The organism is Streptosporangium sp. NPDC000396, from assembly GCF_042898655.1.
Lineage (GTDB): Bacteria > Actinomycetota > Actinomycetes > Streptosporangiales > Streptosporangiaceae > Streptosporangium.
Window position 1 is genome coordinate 333,909 of sequence record NZ_JBIAZA010000003.1, and the last position, 23,903, is coordinate 357,811.

The following is a 23,903-nucleotide window of genomic DNA, read 5'->3' on the forward strand; positions in this document are numbered from 1 at the left end:
GCTGAGTGGATCAGTTTTTCGGGGTAGGGGGAGGGACATGGCCGAATTTCTCAGTGATATCAAGGAGATCCGCGCCCGGGCGCGGCAGGAGATCGGCAAGGGGCCGATCACGTCCGCCTACGGTGCCGATCTCCCCCGGGTGATCCAGGTGTGCAACGAGGCGCTGGTCACCGAGCTGGTCTGTGTGCTGCGCTACCGGAATCGTCGGTAGTGCTCCGGCCTTCAGACCGGGGGCGAAGCCGACCAGCCCGCATAGCGGGGCAAGAACAGCCGTTTCGCCGCCAGGCGGACCGGCGTCCACCCAGCTCAGACGGACCGGTTTTGCTGCTCGATGTACTGGCGCAGGACGCCGATCGAAGCGCCGCCCACCGATCCGGCGAAGTAAGAGCCCGACCACCGCTTGTTCGCCCGGTAGGAGTGGCGGGCCAGCTCGGGCAATTCCCGACGCATCCGGCGCGAGGACACGCCCTTGAGACTGTTGACCAGCTTGGACAAAGCCGCCTTGGGTGGGAAGTCGACCAGCGGGCGGACGTGGTCGTCTTCGCCGTTGAACCCGCGCAGCTCGGTCTCGAAGGCGGCGCACACGGATCTCATGATCTCTTGCAGTCGGATGAGGTGCTCGCCGGTGAACACGCGGCGGCGGAACTTCGTGACAAAAACCAAATACGCATGCAACACGAAAACGCAATGTCTACCGGTCCTGATATCGCTGCACTCGGCCATAACCCAACCGTAGGATGACCGTGTGCGGTTGCGATACTCCTTCCGGATCGACCCGACCCCGGGCCAGCGCATCGCGCTCGCGCGGGCATTCGGGTGTGCCCGGGTGGTGTTCAACGACGCGGTCGCACTGCGCAACCACGCCCATGAGCAGGGCCTGCCGTTCATCACCGACGCGGAGCTGTCCCGCCTGGTGATCACCCAGGCGAAGCGGACACCGGAACGCTCCTGGCTGGGCGAGGTGTCGGCGGTGGTGTTGCAGCAGGCGCTGGCCGACGCCTGCGCGGCGTTTCGGAACTTCTTCGCCGGTCTGGCCCAGACCCGCAAGGGGCCCACGCTGGGGCCGCCGCGTTTGCGGTCCCGCAAGGACAACCGGCAGGCGATCCGCTTCACCCGCAACGCTCGTTTCGCCATCACCGCGGCCGGCAGGTTGCGGCTGCCGAAGATCGGCGATGTGGCGGTGCGCTGGTCACGGAGCCTGCCGTCCCAGCCCTCTTCCGTCACCGTGGTCAAGGATGCCGCCGGGAGGTATTTCGCCTCGTTTGTGGTCGAGGCAGCCCAAACCCCCTTGCCCGCGACCGAGGCCGAGACCGGGATCGACCTGGGCCTGACGCATTTCGCGGTGCTGGCGGGCGGACGGAAGATCGACAGTCCGCGGTTCCTGCGCCGAGCCGAGAAGAAACTCAAGCGGGCACAAAAAGCCCTCTCCCGTAAGGAGAAAGGCAGCAAGAACCGGGCCAAGGCCCGGGTGAAGGTCGCCCGCCGGCATGCCAGGGTCACCGACGCGCGCCGCGAGTTCCACCACCGGTTGTCCACGATGCTGATCCGCGAAAACCAAGCGATCTATGTGGAGGATCTGGCGGTCAAGGGGCTGGCCCGCACCCAGCTGGCCAAGAGCGTGCACGATGCGGGCTGGGCGTCGTTCATCGGCATGGTGGAGTACAAGGCGAAGCTGTACGGCCGGACGTTCGTGAAGATCGGCAGGTTCTTCCCCTCCTCCAGGCTCTGTTCGGCCTGCGGGGCGCTGGCCGAACGGATGCCGCCGGCCGTACGGGAGTGGACCTGCCCGTGTGGGGTCACCCATGACCGGGATGTCAACGCCGAGATCAACATCCGGGCCGAGGGGCGCCGGATCGTCGCCGCTGGACGGAAACCTGTGCCTGAGATGGGCGGGAAGCGGAGACGGAAAACGCCTGCGGAGACCGGTAAGACCCCTGCGCCCGCTCCTCGGGGCGGGCGCGGGGGCGCGGTCGATGAAACAGGAAGCCACAGAAGTGCCGGGTGACACCACATGGCACAGGCTGAATCCCTGGCGTTCACGCCGGGGAGCGCGTCAAAAGCGCCACTACTACACCGCCACCGGGATCTACGCCGAGCCGGTGGCAGCGGAGTTCCTGGAGCACGCCGCCGAGGAACAGGTGCACGCCGACCGGCTCGCCCAGCGCATCGTGCAACTCGGGGGAGAGCCTGATTTCAACCCGGACACGCTGACCGCTCGTGCGCACGCGGAGTACGACGACAGCCTCGACCTGATAGAGATGATCAAGGAGGATCTGGTCGCCGAGCGGGTCGCGATCGCCTCCTACACCGAGATCGTCCAATGGCTCGGTGACGGCGACGTGACCACCAGGCGCATCTTCGAAGACCTTCTCGCCCAGGAGGAGGAGCATGCCAACGACCTCAAAGGACTGCTGGAAAGACTTCCCGGCGCGCTGAAGGGCTGACCCTCACGGCCGGGGCCCTCCCCGCTGTGGCCGCCTTGGCCGGGAGGCGGCTCACAGGCCCCTGAGCGCGCGGGCCAGGCTGTCGGGAGACTCGTTCCTGTCGACGATCGCGTTGAGCACCTGGCGCACCACGGCAATGTGCTCGGTCCCGAACTCGGCGGCCAGCCGGCGCTCGACCTCCGCGTGGAACTCCCGCGCGACCGCCATGAGAGATCGGCAGTGGTCGGTGAGCCGCAGCCGTCTCATCCGCCCGTCCGCCGGGTCGGGAACCCGCTCCACGAAGCCCGCGGCCACCATCTCGTCGACCGTCTTGGCGGCACCCTGCGGGGTGATGCCCAGACGGGCCGCGAGCTGGCTCGTGGTCAGGCTTTCACGGGCCAGCGCCCTGAACGCGTAGCCGAAGGCCGGCCGGAGCTGGAGCCGGTTGAAACCCGCCTTGTCCAGGTGCGTGTGCAGCTCGTCGACCAGCTGGTTGTAGGCCAGTCCGAGCAGGACGCCGAAGTCGAGCTCCTCCATCTCTCCTCCAGTTGACGAGAGTCCGGGCGAAGATATACAACCTTGGTTGTAAACCTTGGTTGTAGATCTGCTCTGGAGCATACACCGTGCCAGTGATCCAGGGAGCCACCGCTCCCACCTTCACCGTAGGAAACACCCGCTTCACCGGTCTCGCCGCGCCCAGCAGGGGAGCCACGGAGACGTGCGTCTGGCGGACCCACGTGGCCCCCGGCACCCTGCCCGCCGAGCACTCCTTCGACCGCGAGGAGGTCATCATCGTGCTCTCCGGCCGGGCAACGGCCAGCTTCGACGGTGTGGAGCAGCCCGTGGTGGCGGGCGACGCGATCGTCGTGCCCGCGCACACGTCCTTCAGCCTCGCCAACCCCTATGACGAGCCGCTGGAAATGGTCGCGGTGCTGCCGGTCGGCGCGCTCGCGCGCATGGCCGGAGGCGAACCGTTCACCCCCCCGACCGCTCAGTAAAGGACCCCTCATGCCCGTCATCTCCGGGGCGACCGCCCCCGTCTTCACTCTGCCGCACGTCACCGCCATCGGGCTCGCTGCTCCCAGCAGGGGAGCCAAGGAGACCTGCGCCTGGCGTTTCACGGTGGCCCCCGGCACGCCGGCCGCCGAGCACTCGGTCGACCGCGAGGAGGTGTTCGTCCTGTTGTCGGGCGGGGCGATCGCCACCCTCGACGGCGTCGAGCATCCGCTGGTGTCCGGCGACGCGCTGATCGTGCCGCCGGGCACGCCGTTCGGCATCGCCAACCCCTACGACGAGCCGCTGGAAATGGTCGCGGTCCTGCCGGTGGGCGGCCGCGCGACGATGCCGGGAGGCGAGCCGTTCGTGCCGCCGTGGGCCCAGTAGCCGGGGCGCCCACCAGGCGGGCGCCCCGGCTGCCTCCACCCCTGCCGGACGCGCGACCGCCCGGCCCACTGTCCGGGCGGCCTCCGCTTCTTTATCCTTGATGATCGTCCGTCCCGTTCCGTGGACTACCACGAGAGGATCGCCGAGTGTCTGGAGCAGCGGATCCCGGTCGGTGGCACGCCCGTCTCGCCGAGCTGATCGCCGAGTACGAGGTGCCCGGTGCGAACCTGGCCTTCCTCCACGAGGGGGAGGTTCACGAGTTCGCGGCCGGGGTGCTCAACATGGACACCGGGGTGGAGGTGACCACCGACTCGCTCTTCCAGATCGGCTCGATCACCAAGGTGTGGACCGCCACCCAGATCATGCTTCTCGCCGAGCGGGGCACGCTCACGCTCGACACCCCGGTCATCGAGGTCCTGCCGGAATTCAGGGTCGCCGACCCGGAGGTGACCAGGGCCGTCACGATCAGGCACCTGCTCTCGCACACCTCCGGCATCGACGGGGACCTGTTCCTCGACACGGGCCGCGGCGACGACTGCGTCGAGAAGTACGTCAAGGCCTGCGCCGACCTCGGGCAGAACCACCCCCTCGGCGCCACCCAGTCGTACTGCAATTCCGGCTTCATCGTGGCGGGGCGCGTCGTCGAGCGGCTCACCGGCAAGGTGTGGGACGCCGCGCTGCGCGAGCAGATCGTCGATCCGCTCGGCCTGACCCGCACATGGACGCTGCCCGAGGACGTCCTGCGCTTCAGGGGGGCCATGGGGCACATGCGCGGGCGGCCCGCCCCTGTCTGGGGCCTGGCGCGTTCCTGCGGCCCGGCGGGACTGATCTGCGCCCGCCCCGCCGACGTCGTCGCCTTCGCCCGCGCCCACCTGGGAACCGGACTGCTCGCCGACCCCCGGGCGATGTGGGAGCCGCAGGTCGACATCCCCAACCCGCACACTCTCGGCAAGCAGTGGGGGATCGGCTGGATCCTCGACGAGTGGGAGGGCCGCCGGGTCATCTCCCACGGCGGCAACACCATCGGCCAGGCCGCCATGCTGTGGGTCGTACCCGACAGCGAGACCGTGGTGTGCGTGCTGGCCAACGGCGGCCACGCCGCGGCCTTCCAGCACGCCCTGGCCACCGAGCTCTTCGACGGCCTGCTCGGCCTGGCCGTACCGTCCGTGCTGGGGCCGCCCGAGACGCCTGTCGAGGCGGACGTCGAGCGGTACGCCGGAGTCTACGAGCGGGTCGGCAGCCGGATGACGCTGACGGTCCGCGACGGCGTGCTCCACCTGTACGGCGAAGCCACCGGAGCCCTCGCCGGGCTGGATCCGCCCATGGAGTTCGACCTCCTCCCGGTGGACGACACCACCTTCGTCGGCCGCCCGGAAGGGGAGCCCCGGTGGATCTCGGCCGTCTTCTACGAGCTGGCCGACGGCTCGCCGTACATTCACCTCGGTGTGCGCGCCACGCCCAAGATCGCTTGAGATGTCAGCGGGATCGGGAACCCGCGGAAACGGTTCGGCGCGGCGGAGGGAGGGGACGCGCCCGGCGGATCAGATCGGATCCCAGGGGGTCGCCTCGTAGCAGTCGAGGAGCGTGGCGAAGAAGTCCTCGTCGATCTTCAGCGGGGTGTCGCCGACCCGTGAGACCGCCGCGACGCCGTGGGAGTTGGTGAGGAAGACCGCCGTGTAGCCGGGCAGATCGGCCACCCGGATCGGGCGCCGCTCGACGGGGATGCCCCTGCGGGCCAGGCCGAGCTCGACCAGCCGCATGGCGGTGCCGTACAGCAGCGGCGCGTCCGGCCAGACGACGGAGGTGCCGTCGAAACAGCCGATGTTGGTGATGGCGCCCTCGGAGATCGTGCCGTCGGGTGTGGTGAGCAGCGCCTCGTCGAAGCCGCCCTGCCCGGCCCGCTGCCGCAGATAGGCCTGGGGGAAGCCGCCCAGATGCTTGATGTGCGGGAGGAAACGCTGGTAGGAGACCGGCATGAGGCTCTGAGGGGTGGTGGGGGTGGGCGCCGGGGCGCCGGTCGTGACCACGACGTGCACCTCCTCGGTCCGCACGACGTAGACCCGCACGGAAGCGTCCTTCAGGTCCTCGCCCAGGGCGGCGCGGATCATCTCCAGGACGAGGCCGTGGTCGAGCGCCCGGTCGAACAGCTCCCGGTTGGCGGTGTCGAGCCGGGCCAGGTGCAGGTCGAGGCCGCGTACTCGTCCGTCCCGGACCTGCATCGCGGTGAAGTGGCCGTAGTTCGAGATGGCGAGGTGGCGCAGATCCGCGGCGGTGGCGGCATGGCCGTCGACCATGACGCGCTTGAACCCGTTCGCCACCGGGGGCGCTCCGTCCTGGTTTCCGCTGGCCGCGGGCATCTCGGGTCTCCCGTGCGTGCTCGGTATGGTCTGTCCCGTCGCGGGGACAGGGGCGATGCGGGAATCATATTGATCAGGTGGCCGTCTCCTTCCCCCGGGGACACGGTCCTCCGTTCGGATCCGTGCGACCAGGGAAAACGGTCGAGGGACACATGTCAAGACCGCTGCGTGGCGGTCACGGTTCACGCGATGCTCACCCCACCACCTCCTTGGAGGTGAGCCGCCCGCCGGCGAAGCACAGCCGGTAGGCGCCGGCCGAAAGGAACTCGGTGCTGTAGTAAACGCAGGTCTCGCCCCTGGGGGCGGGCGGGGCGTCGTCGGGCGGGCCGTCCCGGGTGAACAGGGGGAGCCGCGCCTCCACGTCGCCGCGCGTGTCGCCCACCAGCAGCCGTTCGTACGTGTTCTTGTGCAGGACCGAGAATGAGGAGCTGAGCAGGTTGACGGGGATCATGAGGAGGAGGATCCCGGCCAGCACCGCCAGCGGGGCCAGGACGGTCTGCGCCAGGCGGCGGCGCATCTGCCGCTGGGCGTGCGCCAGCTCCCTGGCCGAGGTGGTGGGGTAAGGGGCGGCGGGGAGCGGTGCCGCGCCCGTGGCGGCCGGCAGTTCGGCCGCGACCTCGAACCCGCCGTCGGGGGTGGGGCCCGCGCGCAGCACGCCGCCCGCCAGCCGTACCCGCTCGTCCAGCCCCACGAGCCCGGCGCCGCCCGAGGCGACACCCGCCAGCGGCGCCGCCGCGGCGGGGGCGTTGACCACGCTGAGGCGCAGCGTCCCGGCGTCGCGTACGAGCCTGACGCGCACCGCCGCGCCGGGCGCGTGCTTGGCGGAGTTCGTCAGGGCTTCCTGCACGAGGCGGTGTACGGCGAGGCCGACCATGGGGGGCAGGCCCTCCAGGTCGTCCAGGCGTTCCGCGGTGACCGCGACTCCGGAGGCTCGCGCGCGCTCGATCAGCGCCTCGGGGCCCTCGCCGGGTGGGCTCCCGGGTGCCTGCTCGTCGTCCACCCGCAGTACGCCGATGATTTCCCGCAGCCGTTCGGTCGCGCCCGCGGCGGCTTCCCGCAGCTCGGCGACGGCCGCCTGATGCCGGGGATCCAGTGTGGGATCGAGCTGCAGGGCGCCGGCCCGTACGGCCAGCAGCGTCAGGTCGTGGCCGAGCGAGTCGTGCATGTCGCCCGCGATGCGGGCCCGCTCGCGGATGCGGGCGCGGTCGGCGGCGGTTTTCTGCTCGCGCTCCATGCGGTCGGCCAGCCGCCACCCGGCACGGGCCAGCGCGGCGTACTGGCGACGGTATCGGCCCAGCAGCATCGGCAGCCCCGCGAACAGGAGCAGCATCAGCAGCAGCGTGGGCCAGCCCCACAGGTGATCGGGTGAGAGGAGGACGCACAACGGCAGCCCGGTGACCGCGACGGCCGCGAAGAACCACAGCGCCGGACGGGCCGTCGTCATCCGGTCTCCGGCCAGGTAGCCGAGAACCGCCAGTGCCGTCCAGTACGGCGGGGCGAGCATCTCCACGTTCAGGGCCAGGCCGAGCGCCACCGGAATGGCCAGCGCCGCCAGCGGCCACCGCCGGCGCGACGCCACCGCGACCCCCAGCAGCGGGACCCCCGCCGCCGACACCAGCGCGGCCCTGCCGTGCAGGAGGACGGCCCCCAGGACCGGCGGTGTGCTCACCAGCAGCCACAGCCCGGCGTCACGGTGCCGGGCGAGCCGGCCGAACAGATCGCGCATGCCGTGCATGCTCTCAGACCGTCGGCGGCGGGCCACCGCGATCTTTCCGGCCGGGGCGAACGGATCATGCCGGGACGGCGTGAAGGCCCCCTGAGCAGGCAATGAAGGAAAGCTCCACAATGTTAAAGAAAATTGGAGATAATTGACATAGCTCCGCCGGTGAACGTAAGGTCCGGACAACCCCAGCTCCCGGACCAGGAAAGACCTCTCACGGAGCGGTTCATGAAGCGACTAGCGGCTGTAGCGGCGTCACTCGGTCTCGCCGCCGTCACGGCGTGTGGCGGTGCCGGAGGCAAGTCCGCCGAGAGTGGTGATCTTTACACCACGATCGACGCCCTCAAACCGGGGATCGACGCGAACGCGCCGATCAACCCGTTCAACCCCAAGGGCAACGCCTTCCGGGGATACAACTCCATGTCGCTCGGGTGGACCAAGAACCACCTGACCGATCCCAACCAGTTCTACCCGGGCATCGCGGAGAGCTGGGAGATCGCCCCCGACCAGTCGTCGATCACCATCAGGCTCCAGCGGGACAACAAGTGGTCCGACGGCAGGCCCGTCACCGCCGAGGACGTGAAGTTCTCGATCGGCCTGGCCTACACCCAGGGCGGCACCGCCTACGCCCTCAACCCGGGCGCGGCGGGCGCGGCCTCCGACATCCAGGTCGTCGACGACAAGACGATCAAGGTCACGCAGTCGGCGGAGAACCCGAGCGCCACCTTCGTCCGGAGCATCATGGAGACCGTCGTCGTCCCCGCTCACGTCTGGGCCGGCGTGCTTCCCGCCGACTTCTGGGAGAAGGTCAAGCTCGCGCGGGGCGAAGGCCCCCGGGCCGAGGCCGCGCGGGCCGAGATCACCGCGCTGGCCGAGAAGGTCACGTCCTTCGCCCCGCCGAAGGACGTCTCGGCCGGGCCGTTCGTGCTCAAGCGGGTGAACCCGGGTGAGGCGCTGCTGGTCAAGAACAAGAACTTCTACAACACCGCCAAGATCGCCCCCTCCTATGTGAAGATCCTCAACTACACCGGCAACGAGCAGGTCTGGAACTACCTGATCGCCGGGAAGCTGGACAACGCGCCGTTCATCGCGGCTCCGGCCGGCGTGATGAAGCGCATCGGCGAGACCTCCGGCAGCGGCATCGTCAAGGGCTACTCGCCGGTCGGCGAGGCGCTGGCGTTCAACCGGTCGAAGAAGCCCTACGACAACGTGCACGTCCGCCGGGCGCTGGCCTACATGATCGACCGCGAGCAGGTGACCAAGATCGCCTCGCCGGAGGGCGGCGCCGCCTCGGTGACGACCTCGGGCATGCACCAGAGGGCCGGCAAGGCGTGGCTGGGCGACGGGTTCGCCGCGCTGGAGCCGTACAAGGTCGACCTCGCCAAGGCGGGGGAGGAGCTCAGGGCCGCCGGCATGAAGAAGAACGGTGCCAGGTGGGTCATGCCGGACGGCAGGCCCTGGAAGGTCACCATCGCCGTGCCCGCGCCGTTCTCCGACTGGCTGGCCGGGGCGAAGGCCGTCACCAGCCAGCTCAACGACGCCGGGGTGGAGGCCGAGGTGGTCACCACCGCCGACTATCCGCTCTACCTCGAAGAGCTGGCGGCCGGCAAATACGACATCGGGTTCTGGCTGGTCGCGCTCGGGCCCGCGCCGTACAACATCTTCCAGCGTCTGTACGGCGCGTCGAACGGCTGGCAGCTCTTCGGCGGCAGGCTCAGGCACGTGGCCCCCGGCAAGGAGGGCAACTGGATGGGCGGCCCCGAGACCCTCGACGTCGAAGGCGTCGGCAAGGTCAACCCCGGGGAGCTGGCGGTCAAACTCAACTCGGCCCCGGAGGCCGAGCAGAAAAAGATCATCGCGATCCTCGCCAAGGCCGCGAATCAGGACCTCCCGGTGATCCAGTTGTGGGACTACGTCAACACCCAGTTCGTCAACACCACGCGCTTCACCGGTTTTCCCGGGACCGACAGCGACCTGCTGCGGCTCACGTCGGGTGTCTGGCTCCAGCTGGGCATGATCAAGAAGAAGTAGCTTATGACGCTAATCGCACGCCGACTCTCGGGCCACCTGGCCCGCGGGTTCGTCATGGTCCTGGTGGTCACCACGATCAGCTTCGTGATCATCAGAAACATTCCCGGCGACCCCATGCTCGCCCGCTACGAGAAGCTGATCGAGCAGGGCATGTCGCCGGAGCAGGCCGAGAGCGCCACGGCCGTGATGTACGGCTTCATGCCGAAGGGCACCCTGTGGGAGCAGTACGTCGACTACATGTCGGGCCTGCTCCGCTTCGACCTGGGCCAGTCGGTGAGCACGCCGGGCGCCTCGGTCGTCGAGGTGCTCGCCTCGGCGGCCAAGTGGACCATCCTGCCGGTCCTGGTCGGCACCCTGCTGAGCTTCCTGGTCGGCATCACGATGGGCGTATACGCGGCGATCAAGCGGTCGGGCAGGCTGGGCGACGTCCTGGCCGTCTCGGGCTCGCTCCTGCACGGTGTGCCGCAGTACGTTCTCGCGCTGCTGCTCGGCGCGATCTTCGCGACCCTGTGGCCGATCCTCCCGTCGAGCGGCACGGCGGACATCATGTTCGACCCGGGCTTCAACGCCCAGTACATCGGCTCGCTGATCGAGCACGCCACGCTCCCGATCGTGACCTACGCGCTGGCCAGCTACGGAGGCTGGACCCTGGCGATGAAGTCGAGCGTGGTCACCGTCCTCGGCGACGACTTCATCCTCGCCGCCGAACTGCGCGGCATCAAACGCGGTGTCATCTTCCGCTACGTGGCCCGCAACGCCATCCTGCCGCTGTTCACCATCCTCGCGCTCTCGATGGGGCTGCTCTTCGGCGGCGCGATCTTCATCGAGCGGATCTTCACCTATCCCGGGCTGGGACTGCTGCTCATCGACAGCGTCACCAACCGTGACTACGCGCTGATGGGCGGGGCCTTCCTGCTGATCACCGCGGCGATCGTCGTCGCCAACATCGTGGCCGACATGCTCTACACCGTGATCGACCCGCGCGTGCGGAGCGGAGAGGAGGTGGCGGGATGACCGAGTCGGTCATCACCGCGGGCGGGTCCCGCGCGGCACTGCGGCGCAACTTCTGGCGCGGGGTCTGGCGGGTGCTCAGGCGCAAGCCCAGCCGGATGCTGGGCGTGGCCATCATCGCCGGGTTCGCGCTCATGGGCACCCTCGGGCCGATGCTCTACCCCGAGCGGCTGCCGCGCGAAAGGGACGCCCTCTACGCCCCGCCGAGCTGGGGACACCCCTTCGGCACCGACTTCGAGGGCACCGACGTGCTCGCGCTGGTGATCACCGGATCGCGGTACGTGCTGATGACGGCCCTGGTGACCGCGGTCATCACGGTCGTGCTGGGCACCGCGATCGGGCTGTTCGCCGGGTTCAGGCGCGGGCGCTGGGACAACGTGCTCATGCGGCTCACCGACATGAAGCTGACCATCCCGGGCCTGCCGCTGCTGCTGGTGCTGTCGACCGTGTGGAAGTTCAACAGCCCGATCGAGATGGGACTGGTGCTCGGGATGCTCGGCTGGGGCGGTGTGGCGCGGGCCGTGCGCTCGCAGACCCTGTCCCTGCGCGAGCGCGGCTTCATCGAGGCGGCCAGGGGGCTGGGGCTGCCCACGACGCACATCATCGGCAGGGAACTGCTGCCCAGCATGGCCCCCTTCATCGCGATGAACATGCTCATCGCCGTCACCGGCGCGGTCTACGCCCAGGTGGGCCTGTTCTTCCTCGGGGTGCTGCCGTTCGAGGCCAACAACTGGGGCGTGATGCTCAACCTCGCGGTGTTCGGGGGCGGCGCGATGTCGTCGACCGCCGCGCTGCCGTACATGATGGCGCCGCTGCTGGCGATCCTGCTGCTGACCCTGGGCATCGTGCTCATCGTCGACGCCATGGACGAGATCTTCAATCCCCGCTTGCGTGAGGAGTGACCGGTGTACTTGACCTCTGAAAAGCCGGCGCCGGTGACCTCTGTGAAGAAGGCGCCGGGAGTGCGTGTCAACGGCCTGTCCGTCGTCTACCGGACGCCGGCGGGCGAGCTTCCCGCGATCTCCGGGATCGACCTGGAGCTCGTGCCCGGGTCGATCACCGGGGTGGTCGGCGAGTCGGGCTCCGGCAAGTCCACCCTCGCGCTGTCGCTGCTCAACGCCGTCCAGCCGCCCGGCAGGATCAGCGCGGGCAGCGTGGAGATCGACGGTCTCGGTGACGTCGTGAAGCTGAGGGGAGAGGACCTGCGCAAGGCGAGGGGGCGGCACATCGGATACGTCTTCCAGGCCGCGCAGAACTCCCTCAACCCCCTCAAGACGGTCGGAAAGCAGCTGCTCGATCTGGGCCGTTCGCACGACGTGGAGGACCTGCGCGCGCTCGTCAGGGACGCCAAGGACCTGCTCGGCCGGATGGGCATGGACGGCGCGCGCGTTCTCGACTCCCACCAGCACGAGCTGTCCGGCGGGATGCGCCAGCGGGTCGGCATCATGCTCGCGCTGGTGCTCAACGCCCATCTCGTGGTGCTGGACGAGCCCACGACCGCGCTCGACATGATCACTCAGGCGAACATCCTGCGGATCATCCGCGAGGTCCACGAGGAACGCGGGCTCACCACGATGGTCATCACCCACGACCTCGGCGTGGTGGCCGAGGTGGCCGACCGGCTGGCCGTCATGTACGGCGGGAGCCTGGTCGAGCAGGGCCCGACCAGGGACGTGCTGAGCGCCCCCCGCCACCCCTACACCCAGGGCCTGCTCCAGGCGATCCCGCGTCTGGTGGGCGACATCGACGAGGCCAGGGCGCTGCCCGGCCGCCCGCCGACGCTGGGCACGATCCCGGAACGGGGCTGTGTGTTCAGGGAGCGCTGTGTCTCGCGCATGGACGTCTGCGAGACGGAGAAACCGCCCGTCGTCTCCGACGGGGCGTCGATCGTGGCGTGCCACGTGGCTGGTACGGGCCGGTACGGGCAGGCGGGACAGGAACACCGCGTGCGGCAGGCCGTGGGGGCGCGGGGCGCCACCGGGGTAGAAGGAGTGCGGAGGGAGCGGGCGTGATCACGGGGAAAGGCATCACCAAGACCTTCAGGCAGCGGGGCAGTGTGCTCGGCGGCCGAGAGGTGATGGCGCTGCGCGGTGTCGACTTCGCCATCGAGAAGGGCGGAGCGGTCTCGTTCATCGGCGAGTCCGGCTGCGGCAAGACGACGCTGGGACGGATCCTCGCCGGGCTGGAGAGCCATGACTCCGGCGAGATCACCATCGACGGGACTCCCATGTCGTCGCTGCGGCCACGGCAGCGGCAGCAGTACTTCCGCCGGATCCAGCTCATCCACCAGGACCCGTACTCGGCGCTCAACCCGACCCGCACGGTGCACCAGACGCTGAACGCGCCCCTGGCCCTGCGGGCGAAGCAGACCGGCCGCCCGCAGTCGTGGGTCGACGAGCGGGCCGGAGAGCTGCTGGCGCTGGTCGGGCTCGACCCGGGCTACGTGCTGCCGCGCTATCCCCACCAGCTGTCCGGCGGCATGCGCCAGCGAGTGGTCATCGCCCGGGCGCTCACGATGGATCCCGAGATGCTCGTCGCCGACGAGGCCACCTCGATGATCGACGTGTCGCTGCGGCTGGGCATCCTGGCGCTGCTGAAGGATCTGCGCGAGCGGCTCGGCGTGAGCGTGCTGTTCATCACCCACGACGTCGCGACCGCGCGCTACATCGGTGACGACGGCGAGCTCTACGTCATCTACCGGGGGCAGGTCGTCGAACGGGGCCGCGTGGAGACGGTCATCTCCGACCCCGTCCACCCCTACACGCAGTCGCTGCTGTCGGCCATTCCGGTGCTGCACGGCCTGGAGCGGCCGGGTGAGCAGCCGGTGACGCCGACCGAGGCGCTGAACGAGAGCCATCACGACGCGGGCTGCCTGTTCGCCCGGCGCTGCCCGTTCCGCACCGGCCGCTGCGAGTCCGAGCGTCCGGTGCTCGGCCACGGCGAGGGCACGCCCCAGGAGCACGCCTGCTTCCACCCCGAACGCCGCAGCGTCGTCGCCATGCCGGTGGGCCGAGGGTGAGCCCCGTGGAGAAGGCCGCGGCGGCCGACATGACGGCGCTCGGCGAGCTCGCCGGAGCCGCGCTCACCCTCGACGCCGGGGAGGGGGCGCACCTGGTGGCCCGGCTCTCCTCGCCGCCGCCGGAGCGCCGGTGGGCCGCCCTGGCCGACGGCGATCTCGACGGCGTGGTGTTCACCTCGATGTCGGCGCGCGAGGCAGGGGTCGGGCACATCGACCTGCTCGCCGTACGCCCCGAGGTGCAGGGCCGGGGGCGTGGCCGTGCGCTGGTCGCCGCGGCCGAGGAGTGGCTGCGGGCCGAGGGGGCGACCGAGGTCCGGTTCGCCGGCAACCCGCCCTGTTACGCCTGGCCGGGCATCGACGTGCGCTACACCCCGGCGGCCTGCCTGGCCGAGAGCCTCGAGTACGAGCGGTACAGGGTCGCGTGGAACATGACCGTCGACCTCACGGCCGACCTGTCCACCGACGCCGATCTCGTACGGCTGGCGGAGGCGGGGGTCACCGTGCGCGCGGCCGGGCCCGGGGATCGCGCCGCCGTGACCGCCTTCGTCCGGGAGCACTGGAACGACAACTGGGCCTGGGAGGCGGAGCAGGCGAGCGGCTGTCACTACGCCCACCGGGGCGGGGAGATCCTCGGCTTCGCCGCGTGGGGCACCAGACCCAGCTGGTTCGGGCCCATGGGCACCGCGCCGGCCGCGCGGGGCCTGGGCGTCGGCCGCGTGCTGCTGCGCCGCTGCCTGGCCGAGCAGCGGGCGGCCGGCCAGGTCAGCGCGCAGATCGCCTGGGTGGGGCCACTGGGGTTCTACTCCCGGGCGGTCGGCGCGACAGCCGAGCGGGTCTTCTGGCTCTACCGCCGCGGCCTGCGGTGACGGCTGGGTGTTTTCCGATGTCAGTGGTAGAGCAGCGGTCCGCCGTCCGTCCAGACCTCCGGGTGTTCCGGCGGCGGGCACAGGGCGCGCGGGTCGCCTCCCGCGTCGATGACGCGGCGCAGCGTGTCGGAGCCCCACAGCAGGTCCGCGAAGTACGGCCCGCCGTCCTGGCCGTCGTGCCAGGCGAACTCCTCCGGGTGGAGCGAGCGCGCCAGGCCCAGCATCGACACCCCCGTCAGCACCGGCCGGAACGCTTCCGGGTCGTGCACGTGGAGCTGCACGCCCCGCACGGTCACGCCCGCGTGTTTGTGGAAGGTCGGCGCGAACCACATGTCGCGGAACCGCACGCCGGGCAGGCCCAGGCCGTTCAGCTCGGCGGCGAACCTGCCGTCGAGGTAGGGGGCGCCGACCAGCTCGAAGGGCCGGGTGGTGCCACGGCCCTCCGACAGGTTGGTGCCCTCGAACAGGCCGGTGCCCGGATAGACCAGGGCGGTCTCCAGGGTCGGCATGTTCGCCGAGGGCATCACCCACGGCAGGCCCGTGGCCGCCCACGGTGTGTCCCGTCGCCAGCCCTCGGCCGCGATCACCTGAAGGTCGGCGCCGAGAAGCCGGTTGACGTGCACGGCCAGCTCGCCGGCGGTGAGGCCGTGCCGTATCGGGACGGCGGCCCGGCCCACGAAGCTGGCGTAGGCGGGGTCGAGTGCGGGCCCCTCCGCGACGGTCCCTCCGAGGGGGTTGGGCCGGTCCAGTACGGCGAAGCGCAGCCCGAGCCGGGCGGCCGACGCCATGAGGTCGTACATCGTCCAGACATAGGTGTAGAACCGCGTGCCGATGTCGGCGATGTCGAAGACGAGGGCGTCGATCTCGGAGGACGCCACCAGCTCGTCCAGGGCGGGGCCGTCCTTGCCGTAGGTGTCGAAGACCGGCAGGCCGGTCACCGGATCGGGTCCGGCCGGCTCGCCGTGGCCGGCCTGAGCCGCGCCGCGTATTCCCTGCTCGGGACTGAACAGCGCGGTCAGCGGCACGCCCGCCGACCGCAGGGTGACCGCGCCCGGCGTCAGGTCGGGCAGGACGCCCGTGGGATTGGTGACGAGGCCGATCCGGCTATGGGGAAGGAGGCCGGGATCGGACACAAGTCGCTGGAGTCCGGTGCGCACAAGTGACATGACTCCATTCTTGGAAGACAATTTGCATAAGAGAAGACTTTAATGAAAATTAGCAACATGAGGTGCCATGATTGATCCATTTTCCGACCTGTCAACCGAGCAGAGCGATCCCCGCTACGGAGAGATCGACCGGCTCTCCACCGAGCAGGTGGCCCGGCTGATGAACGCGGCCGACGCCATGGTCCCCGCGGCGGTGTCCACGGCGGTCCCGGCGGTCTCCGCGGCGATCGACGCCATCGTCGACCGGATGAAGAGAGGCGGGCGCCTCATCTACGTGGGGGCGGGAACCTCGGGCCGGCTGGCCGTGCTGGACGCCTCCGAGTGCCCGCCGACCTTCGGCACCGACCCGGAGCTGGTGCAGGGCATCATCGCGGGCGGCACGCCCGCGCTGACCCGCTCGGTCGAGGGCGCCGAGGACGACGCCGCCGCGGGAGCCGCCGCGATCGGCGACCGGAAAGTGGGCGAACTCGACTCGGTGGTGGGTGTCTCCGCCAGCGGCCGGGCGCCGTTCGTGCTCGGCGCGCTCGCGGAGGCGAGCCGTCGCGGAGCCCTGACCGTGGGGCTGTCGTGCAACGCCGGAACCCCGCTCTCCGGAGCGGCGCTGCACCCGATCGAGGTGGTCGTCGGCCCCGAGGTGGTGGCCGGCTCGACCAGGCTCAAGGCCGGGACCGCGCAGAAGCTGGTCCTCAACATGATCTCCACGATCTCGATGGTGAGGCTGGGCCGTACCTACGGAAACAGCATGATCGAAGTGTCGGCGGCGAACTCCAAGCTCGCCGACCGGGCCACGCGGATGGTCAGTGACATCACCGGCGCGGGCCTGCCCGTCGCCCGCCCCGCGCTGGAGGCGGCCGGGTGGAACGTGAAGGTCGCGGTGCTGATGATCGAGCACGACCTCGACGCCGACGACGCCCGGACCCTGCTGGAGGCCCACGATCACCGGCTGGAGGCGGCGCTGGCGGCCGAGCGGGAGGTGGAGGACGTGCGAGGTGCCTGACCCGCTCGGCGATGTCCTGGCGGCTGCCGTGCCGGGGGTGTGCTCCGCGGCGGTCGCCGTGGTCGCCGTGGACGGAACCATGGTGGCCGCCGCGACGGCGGGAGAGCTGGAACGATACTCGGGGGCCTCGGAGGCGCTTCTGGCCGACCGCCCGGCCGTCGGCGAAGACTCGATCTTCGACCTCGCGTCGGTCACCAAGCTCTTCACGACGGCCGTCATCCTGTCCCTGGCCGAGGAGGGCCTCCTCGATCTGGACGAACCCGTCACGACCTGGTTGCCCGGCGGGCCCGGCGGGGTCACCCTGAGGCACCTGCTCACCCACACGGCAGGCCTGCCGTCCAGCCGACGGCCCGGCCACCAGGCTCTCGGAAGCGGGCCCGAGACCCGTGCCGCCCATCTGGAGCACGTCCTGTCCACGCCGCCGCTGAACCCGCTCGGGGAGCGCTACCTCTACTCCGACGTGGGCATGGTCATCGCGGGCCGGGTGGCGGAGATCGCCGGGGGAGACTCCCTGGACGAGCTGCTCCGCGGCCGGATCACCGGTCCGCTGGGCCTGCGCGACACCGGCTACCGGCCCGCGCCGTCACTGCGTCCCCGGATCGCAGCCACGGAGGACAAAGCCGAACGCCCCGGCCCGGGATGCGTGCGCGGCGAGGTGCACGACGAGACCGCATACGACCTGGGCGGGATCGCCGGGCACGCTGGAATCTTCTCCACCGCGGGCGACGTGCTGCGCTTCGCCGAGGCTTTGCGCACCGGCGGAGGCCCGATCCTGCACCCCGGAACCGTCACCGAGATGACCCGCGACCACGGCGTCAAGGGCGCCGGTTTCGGGCAGGGGCTCGGGGTGCGCATCGGCGACCCCGCCATCGTCGGCCCGCTGGGCGGCGCCTACGGCCACTCCGGGTTCACCGGCACCTCGCTCGTCGTCGCCCCCGAACGAGCCCTGACGGTCGTTCTGCTGACCAACAACGTCCACCCGCTCCGAGGCCGCGCGGGCATTCGCGATCTGCGGCACGCCGTCGCCGCCGAGGCTCTGCGCCTGTCGTGACGAGCGCGTGCGCCGCCGAGGCTGCACCTGCCGTGACGAGCGCGCGGCCACGGGTTCCCGCCTCCGGGGCGGGACCGGAGCGGTGAGGCCGAGCCGCCCGCCCCGCCTGCCCCGCCCGCCGCGCTAACGGTTGCGGCGGCGCGTGTCCGTCATGTATCCGTCGAGCGCGTCCCGGGTGGCCCGCAACGCCGCGTCCGAGGTTTCGAACGTGCGCTGTGCGATGCCGACGAAGATGCAGTCCACGATCAGGAGCTGGCTGATCCGGCTGGCCAGCGCGCCGGGACGGAACGCGGTCTCCCGGCCCGCCGAGACCAGGACGTGGTCGGCGAGCTCCGCCAGCGAGGAGCGCGGGTTGTTGGTGATCGCCACCGTGGTCGCGCCGGCCTTGCCCGCCAGGCGCATGGGCGCGAGCACGTCGGGGGTCTCGCCGGTGCAGCTCACCCCCACCGCGACGTCGTCCTGACGGGCCAGCGCGGCACTGGTCAGCGCGAGGTGGGCGTCGGTGAAGGCGTGCCCGGACAGGCCGATTCGCATCAGCTTCTGCGCCATGTCGACCGCCACCAGGCCGGAGGCACCGACCCCGTAGACGTCCACCCGGCGGGCGTCGGCCATGGCCTCGACCACGATGCTCAGCCGGTCGGGGTTGAGCTGCGCCGCAGTGTCGGCCAGCGCCTCGGACTCGGCCCTGGTCACTTTCGCGATCACGTCGGTGAGCGGGTCGTCCGGCCCCAGGTCGCCGGGGACGAGCCGTTCGGGCTCCTCCCTGGCCACCGCGGCGGCCAGGGCGAAGCGCAGCTGCGAGTAGCCCGCGAAGCCGAGGGCCCTGGCGGTGCGCACGATCGTGGCCTCGCTCGTCCCCGAGACCCCGCTCAGCTCGGTGATGGTGCTGCGGGCCACCATGCCCGGATCGTTGAGGATGAGGCGGGCGATGGCCTGGGCCGCGGGGGTGAGGGAGGGCAGGAGCGCCCTTACCGTTGCCACCAGATTCCCCGGGGTGGGGTCGTCGTGGTCGTTCATGCGAAACCTCTTCTGTCGAGATCAAGCTTATTGGCCACCGGTCAGCCATAGGGCAACAGCTTGGGCCGAAGCTCGCGAAATCCCGTGTGTGGCGATATATACGGCACCGGCGGGCTCGCCGGGCAGCCCGGTCTCGACCACGATCGCGTCGGGGCGCAGCCGTACGGCCTGTGCCAGCAGGTCCCGGACCCAGGCGTGGCGCAAGGCGTCGTGCACCACCAGCACGAGCGGCCGTTCGCGGTCGCCGAGGTCGGGGAGCTTCGCCGTCTCGGCGGTGACGGTGTGTCCCGTGGTATCGGGCAGCAGTTCGATCATGGCGCCGATGAGGCCGGTGGGGGTGGCGGGATCGACCGCCGGATTCAACCGCGGGGCGATGTCGACGACCAAGGGCGGCCGGGACAGGATGGGCGGGGCGGGCGGAGCGGACAGGGCGGACGGGGCGGGCGGAGCGGACAGGGCGGACGGGGCGGCGGAGCCGTCCTTCGCGACGACCACGCGCATGGCCGCGCGGGCGGCTCGCAGGCCCAGCTCCTCGCCCTCTTCCTCCCTTCGCGCCCGCGTCGCCTCCCGCGGGCCCTCCGGGAGGACGTCGTGCGCCCGCGCGGCGTTTCCGGCGTGCCAGCCCGCCAGGGCGAGCACCCGTGCCGCGGCCTCGGCCAGGCGGTCCTCGGGCAGCCTCCCGTCGTGTACGGCCTCCACGATCGCCTCGCGCAGCGCGTGGACGCTCTCCCCGCCGGGGGAGGAAACGCCGACGCAGATCGCGTCCGCCCCCGCCGCCAGCGCGCGGGCCGCGATCTCGCCGGGAGGGTGCAGGGCGGCGACGGCGCCCATCTCGATCGCGTCGGTGACCAGCAGGCCGCCGAAACCCAGCTCCTCTCTGAGCAGGCCGGTCAGGATCCGCCTGCTCAGAGAGGAGGGGTTGTCCGGGTCGAGGGCGGGCACCAGCAGGTGACCGCACATCACGGCCTGAACCCCGGCCTCGACCGCCGCGCGGAACGGCGGCAGGTCACGTTCCCTGAGGAGTTCGAGGTCGGCGTGCACGGTCGGCAGCGCGTGGTGGGAGTCGGTGACGGTGTCGCCGTGGCCCGGGAAGTGCTTGGCGCAGGCCGCCACTCCGGCGCTCTGCAGCCCCGTGATCCAGGCCGCGGCATGCCGGGAGACGAGCCCGGGGTCGGGGCCGAAGGAGCGGATGCCGATCACCGGGTTGGCCGGGTTGGCGTTGACGTCCACCACGGGGGCGTAGTTCAGGGTGATGTCGGCCGCGGACAGGAGGCGGCCGATCTGGCGGGCGACCCGCTCGGTGAGCTCGACGTCGTCGGCCACGCCGAGCGCCCGGTTGCCCGGCCAGGAACTGCCGGTCCTCGCCTCCAGGCGGGTGACCGCCCCGCCTTCCTCGTCCACCGCCACCACCACGGCCGGGTTCTCCCGCCGCAGCCCGGTGACGAGTTCGGCGGTCTGCTCCGGGTCGGCGAGGTTGCGGGCGAACAGCACGGCCCCGCCTAGGCCCTCGCCGAGCGCCCGGCGCAGCCAGTCGGGCGGCGCGGTGCCGTCGAAGCCGGGCTGAAGCACGGTCATGGCCAGCCGGGCCAGGTCGGGACTGCTATGAGGCATGGGGCACCTTCTCAGGAGACGTCTCCGGGCAGGTTACACATCAATGACACTTTCTTTCATCCTCGTTGCCTGGAAAGTAAATTTCTGTCATTCTCGCCGTCGAGACCCTCGTGATCAGCTTCGTGTTCGTCCAACGGCGCCTGGCCCGCGGCCTCACACCGCAGGAGGCCAGGAACCGAGCACCCCCCTTGGAGTCTGCATGAGCTCACCCACCCGGCGCACCGTCCTGCGCGGCCTCGCCCTCGCGACGGCGGCGACCGCCGTACCCCTGCCTGCCTTCGCCTCAGTCTCCACCTCCCCGGCCGAATATGTGCCGCCGCTGCGCCAGATGCGCGGCATGTGGATCGCCTCGGTCGTCAACATCAACTGGCCGTCGAAGGCCGGGCTGACCGCCGACCAGCAGAAGGCCGAATATCTCGCCTGGCTGGACCTGGCGCAGGCCCGCAAGCTGAACTCGGTGTTCGTGCAGATCCGGCCGACCGCCGACGCCTTCTGGCCCTCGCCGTTCGAGCCCTGGTCGCAGTATCTGACCGGTACCCAGGGTCAGGACCCCGGATACGATCCGCTGGAGTTCCTGGTCAGGGAAACGCACAGGCGGGGCCTGGCCTTCCACGCGTGGTTCAACCCCTATCGGGTGTCGATGCAGGCCGACCCCGCCAAGCTCCACCCCGACCACCCGGGCAGGAAACACCCCGACTGGATCGTCCCCTACGGCGGCAAGCTCTACTACAACCCGGGCATGCCCGAGGTCCGCGCGTTCGTGCAGGACGCGATGATGGACGCGGTCACCAAGTACGACATCGACGGCCTGCACTTCGACGACTACTTCTACCCGGTCAACACCGCCGCCTTCGACGACAGCGCGGCCTTCGCCAAATACGGCCAGGGCTTCCCCGACCTCGCGGCCTGGCGGCGCAACAACGTGGACCTGCTCGTGCAGGAGATGCGGCAGCGAGTACGGCAGGCCAAACCGGAGATCGCCTGGGGCATCAGCCCGTCCGGCATCTGGCGGAACAAGGCGACAGACCCCCTGGGCTCGGAGACGAGCGGCAGCCAGTCCTACGACAACCTGCACGCCGACACCCGGGGCTGGGTCAAAAAGGGCTGGCTGGACTACATCGCGCCGCAGCTCTACTGGTACATCGGTCAGTCGAACGCCGACTACGCCAAGCTGGTTCCCTGGTGGTCCGACGTCGCGGCGGGCACCGGCACGCAGCTCTGGATCGGCCAGGCGGCCTACAAGGCGGGGGCGGCCGGGCAGCCCGTCCAGTGGTCCCAGCCGGAGGAGCTCACCAAGCACCTGACCCTCAACCGGAACCACCCGGAGGTCGGCGGCGACATCTGGTACAACTCGGGTGACGTGCGCGAGGACCGGCTCGGCTCGATCACCACCGTCGTGGCCGACCACTACACGCGCCCCGCGCTCGCCCCGCTGCTGCCCAGGCTCGCGGAGGGCCGGGCCCCGCGCCGCCCGGTGCTGGTGTGGGCGCGCCGGGTGGACGGCGGCGCCGAGCTGCGCATCCTCGCCACGGACAAGGACGTCCCGTTCCAGTACGCGATCTTCCGGTTCGACCGGCCCGCCAGGCCCGAGAACTTCACCGACGCCCGCAACCTGGTCGCCGTCATCCCCGCCGACCGGCACGTGCGCTGGGTCGACCCGGCGGGAGCCAGGGGCGCCTACTACTACGTGACGGCCGTCGACCGGGCCAACAGGCAGAGCCCGCCGAGCCACGGCCGCCGCGTGCAGTGGTGATCTCCTGAGAGGCGCCGCCCCTGCGCGCCGCGAACCCGTCCTCACGGGAACCGCAGCGCGCCGGGGCGCCGCCGTTCGGCGAACGGCCGCCCAGGTTTCGAGGTGAATCTCCCGGGAAAGGTGCTGCCTTGAGAGCGAGCCCCCCTGGCCCGTAGGCGAAGGGGAGCTGGGTCGGTTGAATTCACAGGCGGCACCCTCACACCGGCGGGCACCTCGGCTCCGGCGCGCGGGCTTCGGATTCCTCTTCGCGATCGCAGGCGTGGCCGCACCGGCCGCGTGCGGTGGCAGGTCCGATTCGCCCACGGTGACCGTCACGATCGTGACATCCTCCCCTTCCCCCACGGAAGGGCGACCGAGCACGTCGCGCACGCACGGCGGGGGCGACGACGTTCCCGAGCCTCGTCCGTCGGTGATGGAATCGCCGTCGCCAGAGCCGGACGTCGAACCCCCTCCCACTCCCACCGAGCCTTCTCCCTCCGGCTCGTCCCCGGCGTCCGCATCTCCCACGGATCAGGACTCGGAACAGCCGTGACCGGAGCAGGGGCAGGCGGCGGGTCCTCTCCCGCCGAGGACGCGGGCGCCGCGCCGAAGCGGGCCCCGCAAGATTCCCCGCACCGGGAGCTGAGAGCGGTCATCGGTTTTCTGACGGGGGCCGCCTCCCTGGCCGCCGCCACCCTCGTCTACATGGGCTGGGCGTATACCGACGCATATCTCGGCCATTTCTATCTGCGGGCCCTCGACCTGGAATTCGGGTTCCTGGAATACGCGCTGCGGGGGCTCACCCTTTTCACGCCGAATCTGGTCACCGTCGCCGTGCTCGTCATCCTCCTTCTCGCGGCACTGGCGAGGCGGTCGGCGCTGCGGTCGCTCCTGCCGCGAAAGGCCAGGGACTTCGAGACGAGAATGGTGGAACGATCAGGTCTCAGGAGGAACGCCGATCGCGTGGCCCGGGTCTCGGGGGTTCTTCTCACGGTCGGAGGGCTCGTCCTGCTGATCTGGCTGGCTGACCGGATTCCCGGCCGATCCCACGAGAAGACGTATGCCGTTCTGGCCCTGCTCGGGTTGGGGCCGCTCGTTTTGACCTGGTCGATTCGAGGGACGCCCGCGGGCAGGATCGCCTTCACCATGGCCCTGGTGACAGCGAGCGTGTGCTTGTTGTGGGCGGCCTCGCTGCATGCGAATGCCACGGGGATATCGAGCGCGAATCGGATGATCGCCAAGCTGCCCTGGAGTCCCTCGGTCTCCATATATAGCGTCGACCAGCTGGCTCTGAAAGACGACAGCGTGAACCGGGTGGACCTGCGGCACGGCAGATACAGGTACCGGTATGACGGGTTACGGCTCCTGATGATCCGCGGGGGCCGCTATTACCTTCTTCCCGTCGTCTCCCGGGACGATTGGGCGAAGGGCGGCGGGCGTGTCATCGTGATCACCGATGACGACGAGGTGCGCGTCGAAATCCTGCCGGGCTACAGGCCGCCCTGACCGGTCGGCGGCG

The 23,903-nt window shown here is 70.4% G+C and carries 23 protein-coding genes; 16 read left to right on the top strand and 7 right to left on the bottom strand.

The window, feature by feature from the left end:
- The first annotated feature begins 37 nt into the window (after positions 1 to 37).
- Positions 38 to 211, top strand: a complete 174-nt coding sequence (locus ACFY2X_RS06445; RefSeq protein WP_389933187.1) for a hypothetical protein — start codon at positions 38 to 40, stop codon at positions 209 to 211.
- Between the two features lie 95 nt (positions 212 to 306).
- Here the strand turns inward: ACFY2X_RS06445 and tnpA are convergent, their stop codons facing one another.
- A complete protein-coding gene (gene tnpA / locus ACFY2X_RS06450; RefSeq protein ID WP_389933190.1) occupies positions 307 to 723 on the bottom strand; it encodes an IS200/IS605 family transposase in 417 nt (138 codons plus the stop codon).
- Positions 724 to 745: 22 nt separating this feature from the next.
- Between tnpA and ACFY2X_RS06455 the strand changes: the two genes are divergently transcribed.
- Positions 746 to 2,005 carry an RNA-guided endonuclease InsQ/TnpB family protein gene (locus tag ACFY2X_RS06455; RefSeq protein ID WP_389933193.1) on the top strand — a complete coding sequence of 420 codons (1,260 nt, stop codon included), beginning with the start codon at positions 746 to 748 and terminating at the stop codon, positions 2,003 to 2,005.
- Positions 1,974 to 2,444 carry a ferritin-like domain-containing protein gene (locus ACFY2X_RS06460; RefSeq protein WP_389933197.1) on the top strand — a complete coding sequence of 157 codons (471 nt, stop codon included), beginning with the start codon at positions 1,974 to 1,976 and terminating at the stop codon, positions 2,442 to 2,444. The genes ACFY2X_RS06455 and ACFY2X_RS06460 overlap by 32 nt, the downstream gene beginning before the upstream one ends.
- Positions 2,445 to 2,495: 51 nt before the next feature.
- Here ACFY2X_RS06460 and ACFY2X_RS06465 read toward each other — a convergent pair whose 3' ends face one another.
- Complete coding sequence (locus ACFY2X_RS06465) at positions 2,496 to 2,960, bottom strand: MarR family winged helix-turn-helix transcriptional regulator (RefSeq protein WP_389933200.1); 465 nt, start codon at positions 2,958 to 2,960, stop codon at positions 2,496 to 2,498.
- 86 nt (positions 2,961 to 3,046) lie between these two features.
- Between ACFY2X_RS06465 and ACFY2X_RS06470 the strand changes: the two genes are divergently transcribed.
- The 3 genes from ACFY2X_RS06470 to ACFY2X_RS06480 all read left to right on the top strand — a co-directional run bounded on the left by ACFY2X_RS06470 (position 3,047) and on the right by ACFY2X_RS06480 (position 5,278).
- Positions 3,047 to 3,421, top strand: a complete 375-nt coding sequence (locus tag ACFY2X_RS06470; protein ID WP_389933203.1) for a cupin domain-containing protein — start codon at positions 3,047 to 3,049, stop codon at positions 3,419 to 3,421.
- Positions 3,422 to 3,431: 10 nt separating this feature from the next.
- Positions 3,432 to 3,806 carry a cupin domain-containing protein gene (locus tag ACFY2X_RS06475; RefSeq protein ID WP_389933206.1) on the top strand — a complete coding sequence of 125 codons (375 nt, stop codon included), beginning with the start codon at positions 3,432 to 3,434 and terminating at the stop codon, positions 3,804 to 3,806.
- Between the two features lie 146 nt (positions 3,807 to 3,952).
- Positions 3,953 to 5,278 carry a serine hydrolase gene (locus tag ACFY2X_RS06480; RefSeq protein ID WP_389933209.1) on the top strand — a complete coding sequence of 442 codons (1,326 nt, stop codon included), beginning with the start codon at positions 3,953 to 3,955 and terminating at the stop codon, positions 5,276 to 5,278.
- 69 nt (positions 5,279 to 5,347) lie between these two features.
- Here ACFY2X_RS06480 and ACFY2X_RS06485 read toward each other — a convergent pair whose 3' ends face one another.
- Both ACFY2X_RS06485 and ACFY2X_RS06490 read right to left on the bottom strand, forming a co-directional pair.
- Positions 5,348 to 6,163 (bottom strand): aminotransferase class IV family protein, encoded by an 816-nt coding sequence (locus tag ACFY2X_RS06485; RefSeq protein WP_389933212.1) that lies wholly within the window; start codon positions 6,161 to 6,163, stop codon positions 5,348 to 5,350.
- Between the two features lie 193 nt (positions 6,164 to 6,356).
- Complete coding sequence (locus ACFY2X_RS06490; RefSeq protein WP_389933215.1) at positions 6,357 to 7,889, bottom strand: sensor histidine kinase; 1,533 nt, start codon at positions 7,887 to 7,889, stop codon at positions 6,357 to 6,359.
- Positions 7,890 to 8,111: 222 nt separating this feature from the next.
- Between ACFY2X_RS06490 and ACFY2X_RS06495 the strand changes: the two genes are divergently transcribed.
- From ACFY2X_RS06495 to ACFY2X_RS06520, 6 genes are read left to right on the top strand one after another with little or no spacing between them, the layout of a single operon-like run.
- Positions 8,112 to 9,914 (top strand): ABC transporter substrate-binding protein, encoded by a 1,803-nt coding sequence (locus ACFY2X_RS06495; protein ID WP_389933218.1) that lies wholly within the window; start codon positions 8,112 to 8,114, stop codon positions 9,912 to 9,914.
- A 3-nt stretch (positions 9,915 to 9,917) separates the two neighbouring features.
- On the top strand, positions 9,918 to 10,928 hold the full coding sequence (locus tag ACFY2X_RS06500; protein ID WP_389933220.1) for an ABC transporter permease: 1,011 nt from the start codon (positions 9,918 to 9,920) through the stop codon (positions 10,926 to 10,928).
- Complete coding sequence (locus tag ACFY2X_RS06505; protein WP_389933223.1) at positions 10,925 to 11,827, top strand: ABC transporter permease; 903 nt, start codon at positions 10,925 to 10,927, stop codon at positions 11,825 to 11,827. The genes ACFY2X_RS06500 and ACFY2X_RS06505 overlap by 4 nt, the downstream gene beginning before the upstream one ends.
- Before the next feature lie 33 nt (positions 11,828 to 11,860).
- Positions 11,861 to 12,937 (top strand): ABC transporter ATP-binding protein, encoded by a 1,077-nt coding sequence (locus tag ACFY2X_RS06510; protein ID WP_389933224.1) that lies wholly within the window; start codon positions 11,861 to 11,863, stop codon positions 12,935 to 12,937.
- A complete protein-coding gene (locus ACFY2X_RS06515) occupies positions 12,934 to 13,944 on the top strand; it encodes an ABC transporter ATP-binding protein (RefSeq protein ID WP_389933225.1) in 1,011 nt (336 codons plus the stop codon). Before ACFY2X_RS06510 ends, ACFY2X_RS06515 begins: the two co-directional genes overlap by 4 nt.
- Positions 13,945 to 13,949: 5 nt before the next feature.
- The gene (locus ACFY2X_RS06520) at positions 13,950 to 14,810 is read left to right on the top strand and encodes a GNAT family N-acetyltransferase (protein WP_389933228.1); all 861 of its coding nucleotides are present in this window, start codon (positions 13,950 to 13,952) and stop codon (positions 14,808 to 14,810) included.
- A 20-nt stretch (positions 14,811 to 14,830) separates the two neighbouring features.
- Here the strand turns inward: ACFY2X_RS06520 and ACFY2X_RS06525 are convergent, their stop codons facing one another.
- On the bottom strand, positions 14,831 to 15,976 hold the full coding sequence (locus ACFY2X_RS06525; protein WP_389933231.1) for an exo-beta-N-acetylmuramidase NamZ domain-containing protein: 1,146 nt from the start codon (positions 15,974 to 15,976) through the stop codon (positions 14,831 to 14,833).
- A gap of 67 nt (positions 15,977 to 16,043) precedes the next feature.
- Between ACFY2X_RS06525 and murQ the strand changes: the two genes are divergently transcribed.
- Together murQ and ACFY2X_RS06535 are read left to right on the top strand one after the other, a co-directional pair.
- Positions 16,044 to 16,973 (top strand): N-acetylmuramic acid 6-phosphate etherase, encoded by a 930-nt coding sequence (gene murQ / locus ACFY2X_RS06530; protein WP_389933234.1) that lies wholly within the window; start codon positions 16,044 to 16,046, stop codon positions 16,971 to 16,973.
- The gene (locus tag ACFY2X_RS06535) at positions 16,966 to 18,024 is read left to right on the top strand and encodes a serine hydrolase domain-containing protein (protein ID WP_389933237.1); all 1,059 of its coding nucleotides are present in this window, start codon (positions 16,966 to 16,968) and stop codon (positions 18,022 to 18,024) included. The genes murQ and ACFY2X_RS06535 overlap by 8 nt, the downstream gene beginning before the upstream one ends.
- Before the next feature lie 123 nt (positions 18,025 to 18,147).
- Here ACFY2X_RS06535 and ACFY2X_RS06540 read toward each other — a convergent pair whose 3' ends face one another.
- The gene (locus ACFY2X_RS06540) at positions 18,148 to 19,041 is read right to left on the bottom strand and encodes a MurR/RpiR family transcriptional regulator (RefSeq protein ID WP_389933240.1); all 894 of its coding nucleotides are present in this window, start codon (positions 19,039 to 19,041) and stop codon (positions 18,148 to 18,150) included.
- Between the two features lie 27 nt (positions 19,042 to 19,068).
- A complete protein-coding gene (locus ACFY2X_RS06545) occupies positions 19,069 to 20,652 on the bottom strand; it encodes a glycoside hydrolase family 3 protein (RefSeq protein ID WP_389933242.1) in 1,584 nt (527 codons plus the stop codon).
- 199 nt (positions 20,653 to 20,851) lie between these two features.
- On the opposite strand from ACFY2X_RS06545, the gene ACFY2X_RS06550 reads away from it, so the two are divergent.
- Positions 20,852 to 22,405, top strand: a complete 1,554-nt coding sequence (locus ACFY2X_RS06550) for a glycoside hydrolase family 10 protein (RefSeq protein WP_389933244.1) — start codon at positions 20,852 to 20,854, stop codon at positions 22,403 to 22,405.
- A 528-nt stretch (positions 22,406 to 22,933) separates the two neighbouring features.
- Positions 22,934 to 23,890 carry a hypothetical protein gene (locus tag ACFY2X_RS06555; protein ID WP_389933247.1) on the top strand — a complete coding sequence of 319 codons (957 nt, stop codon included), beginning with the start codon at positions 22,934 to 22,936 and terminating at the stop codon, positions 23,888 to 23,890.
- Positions 23,891 to 23,903 lie beyond the last annotated feature (13 nt).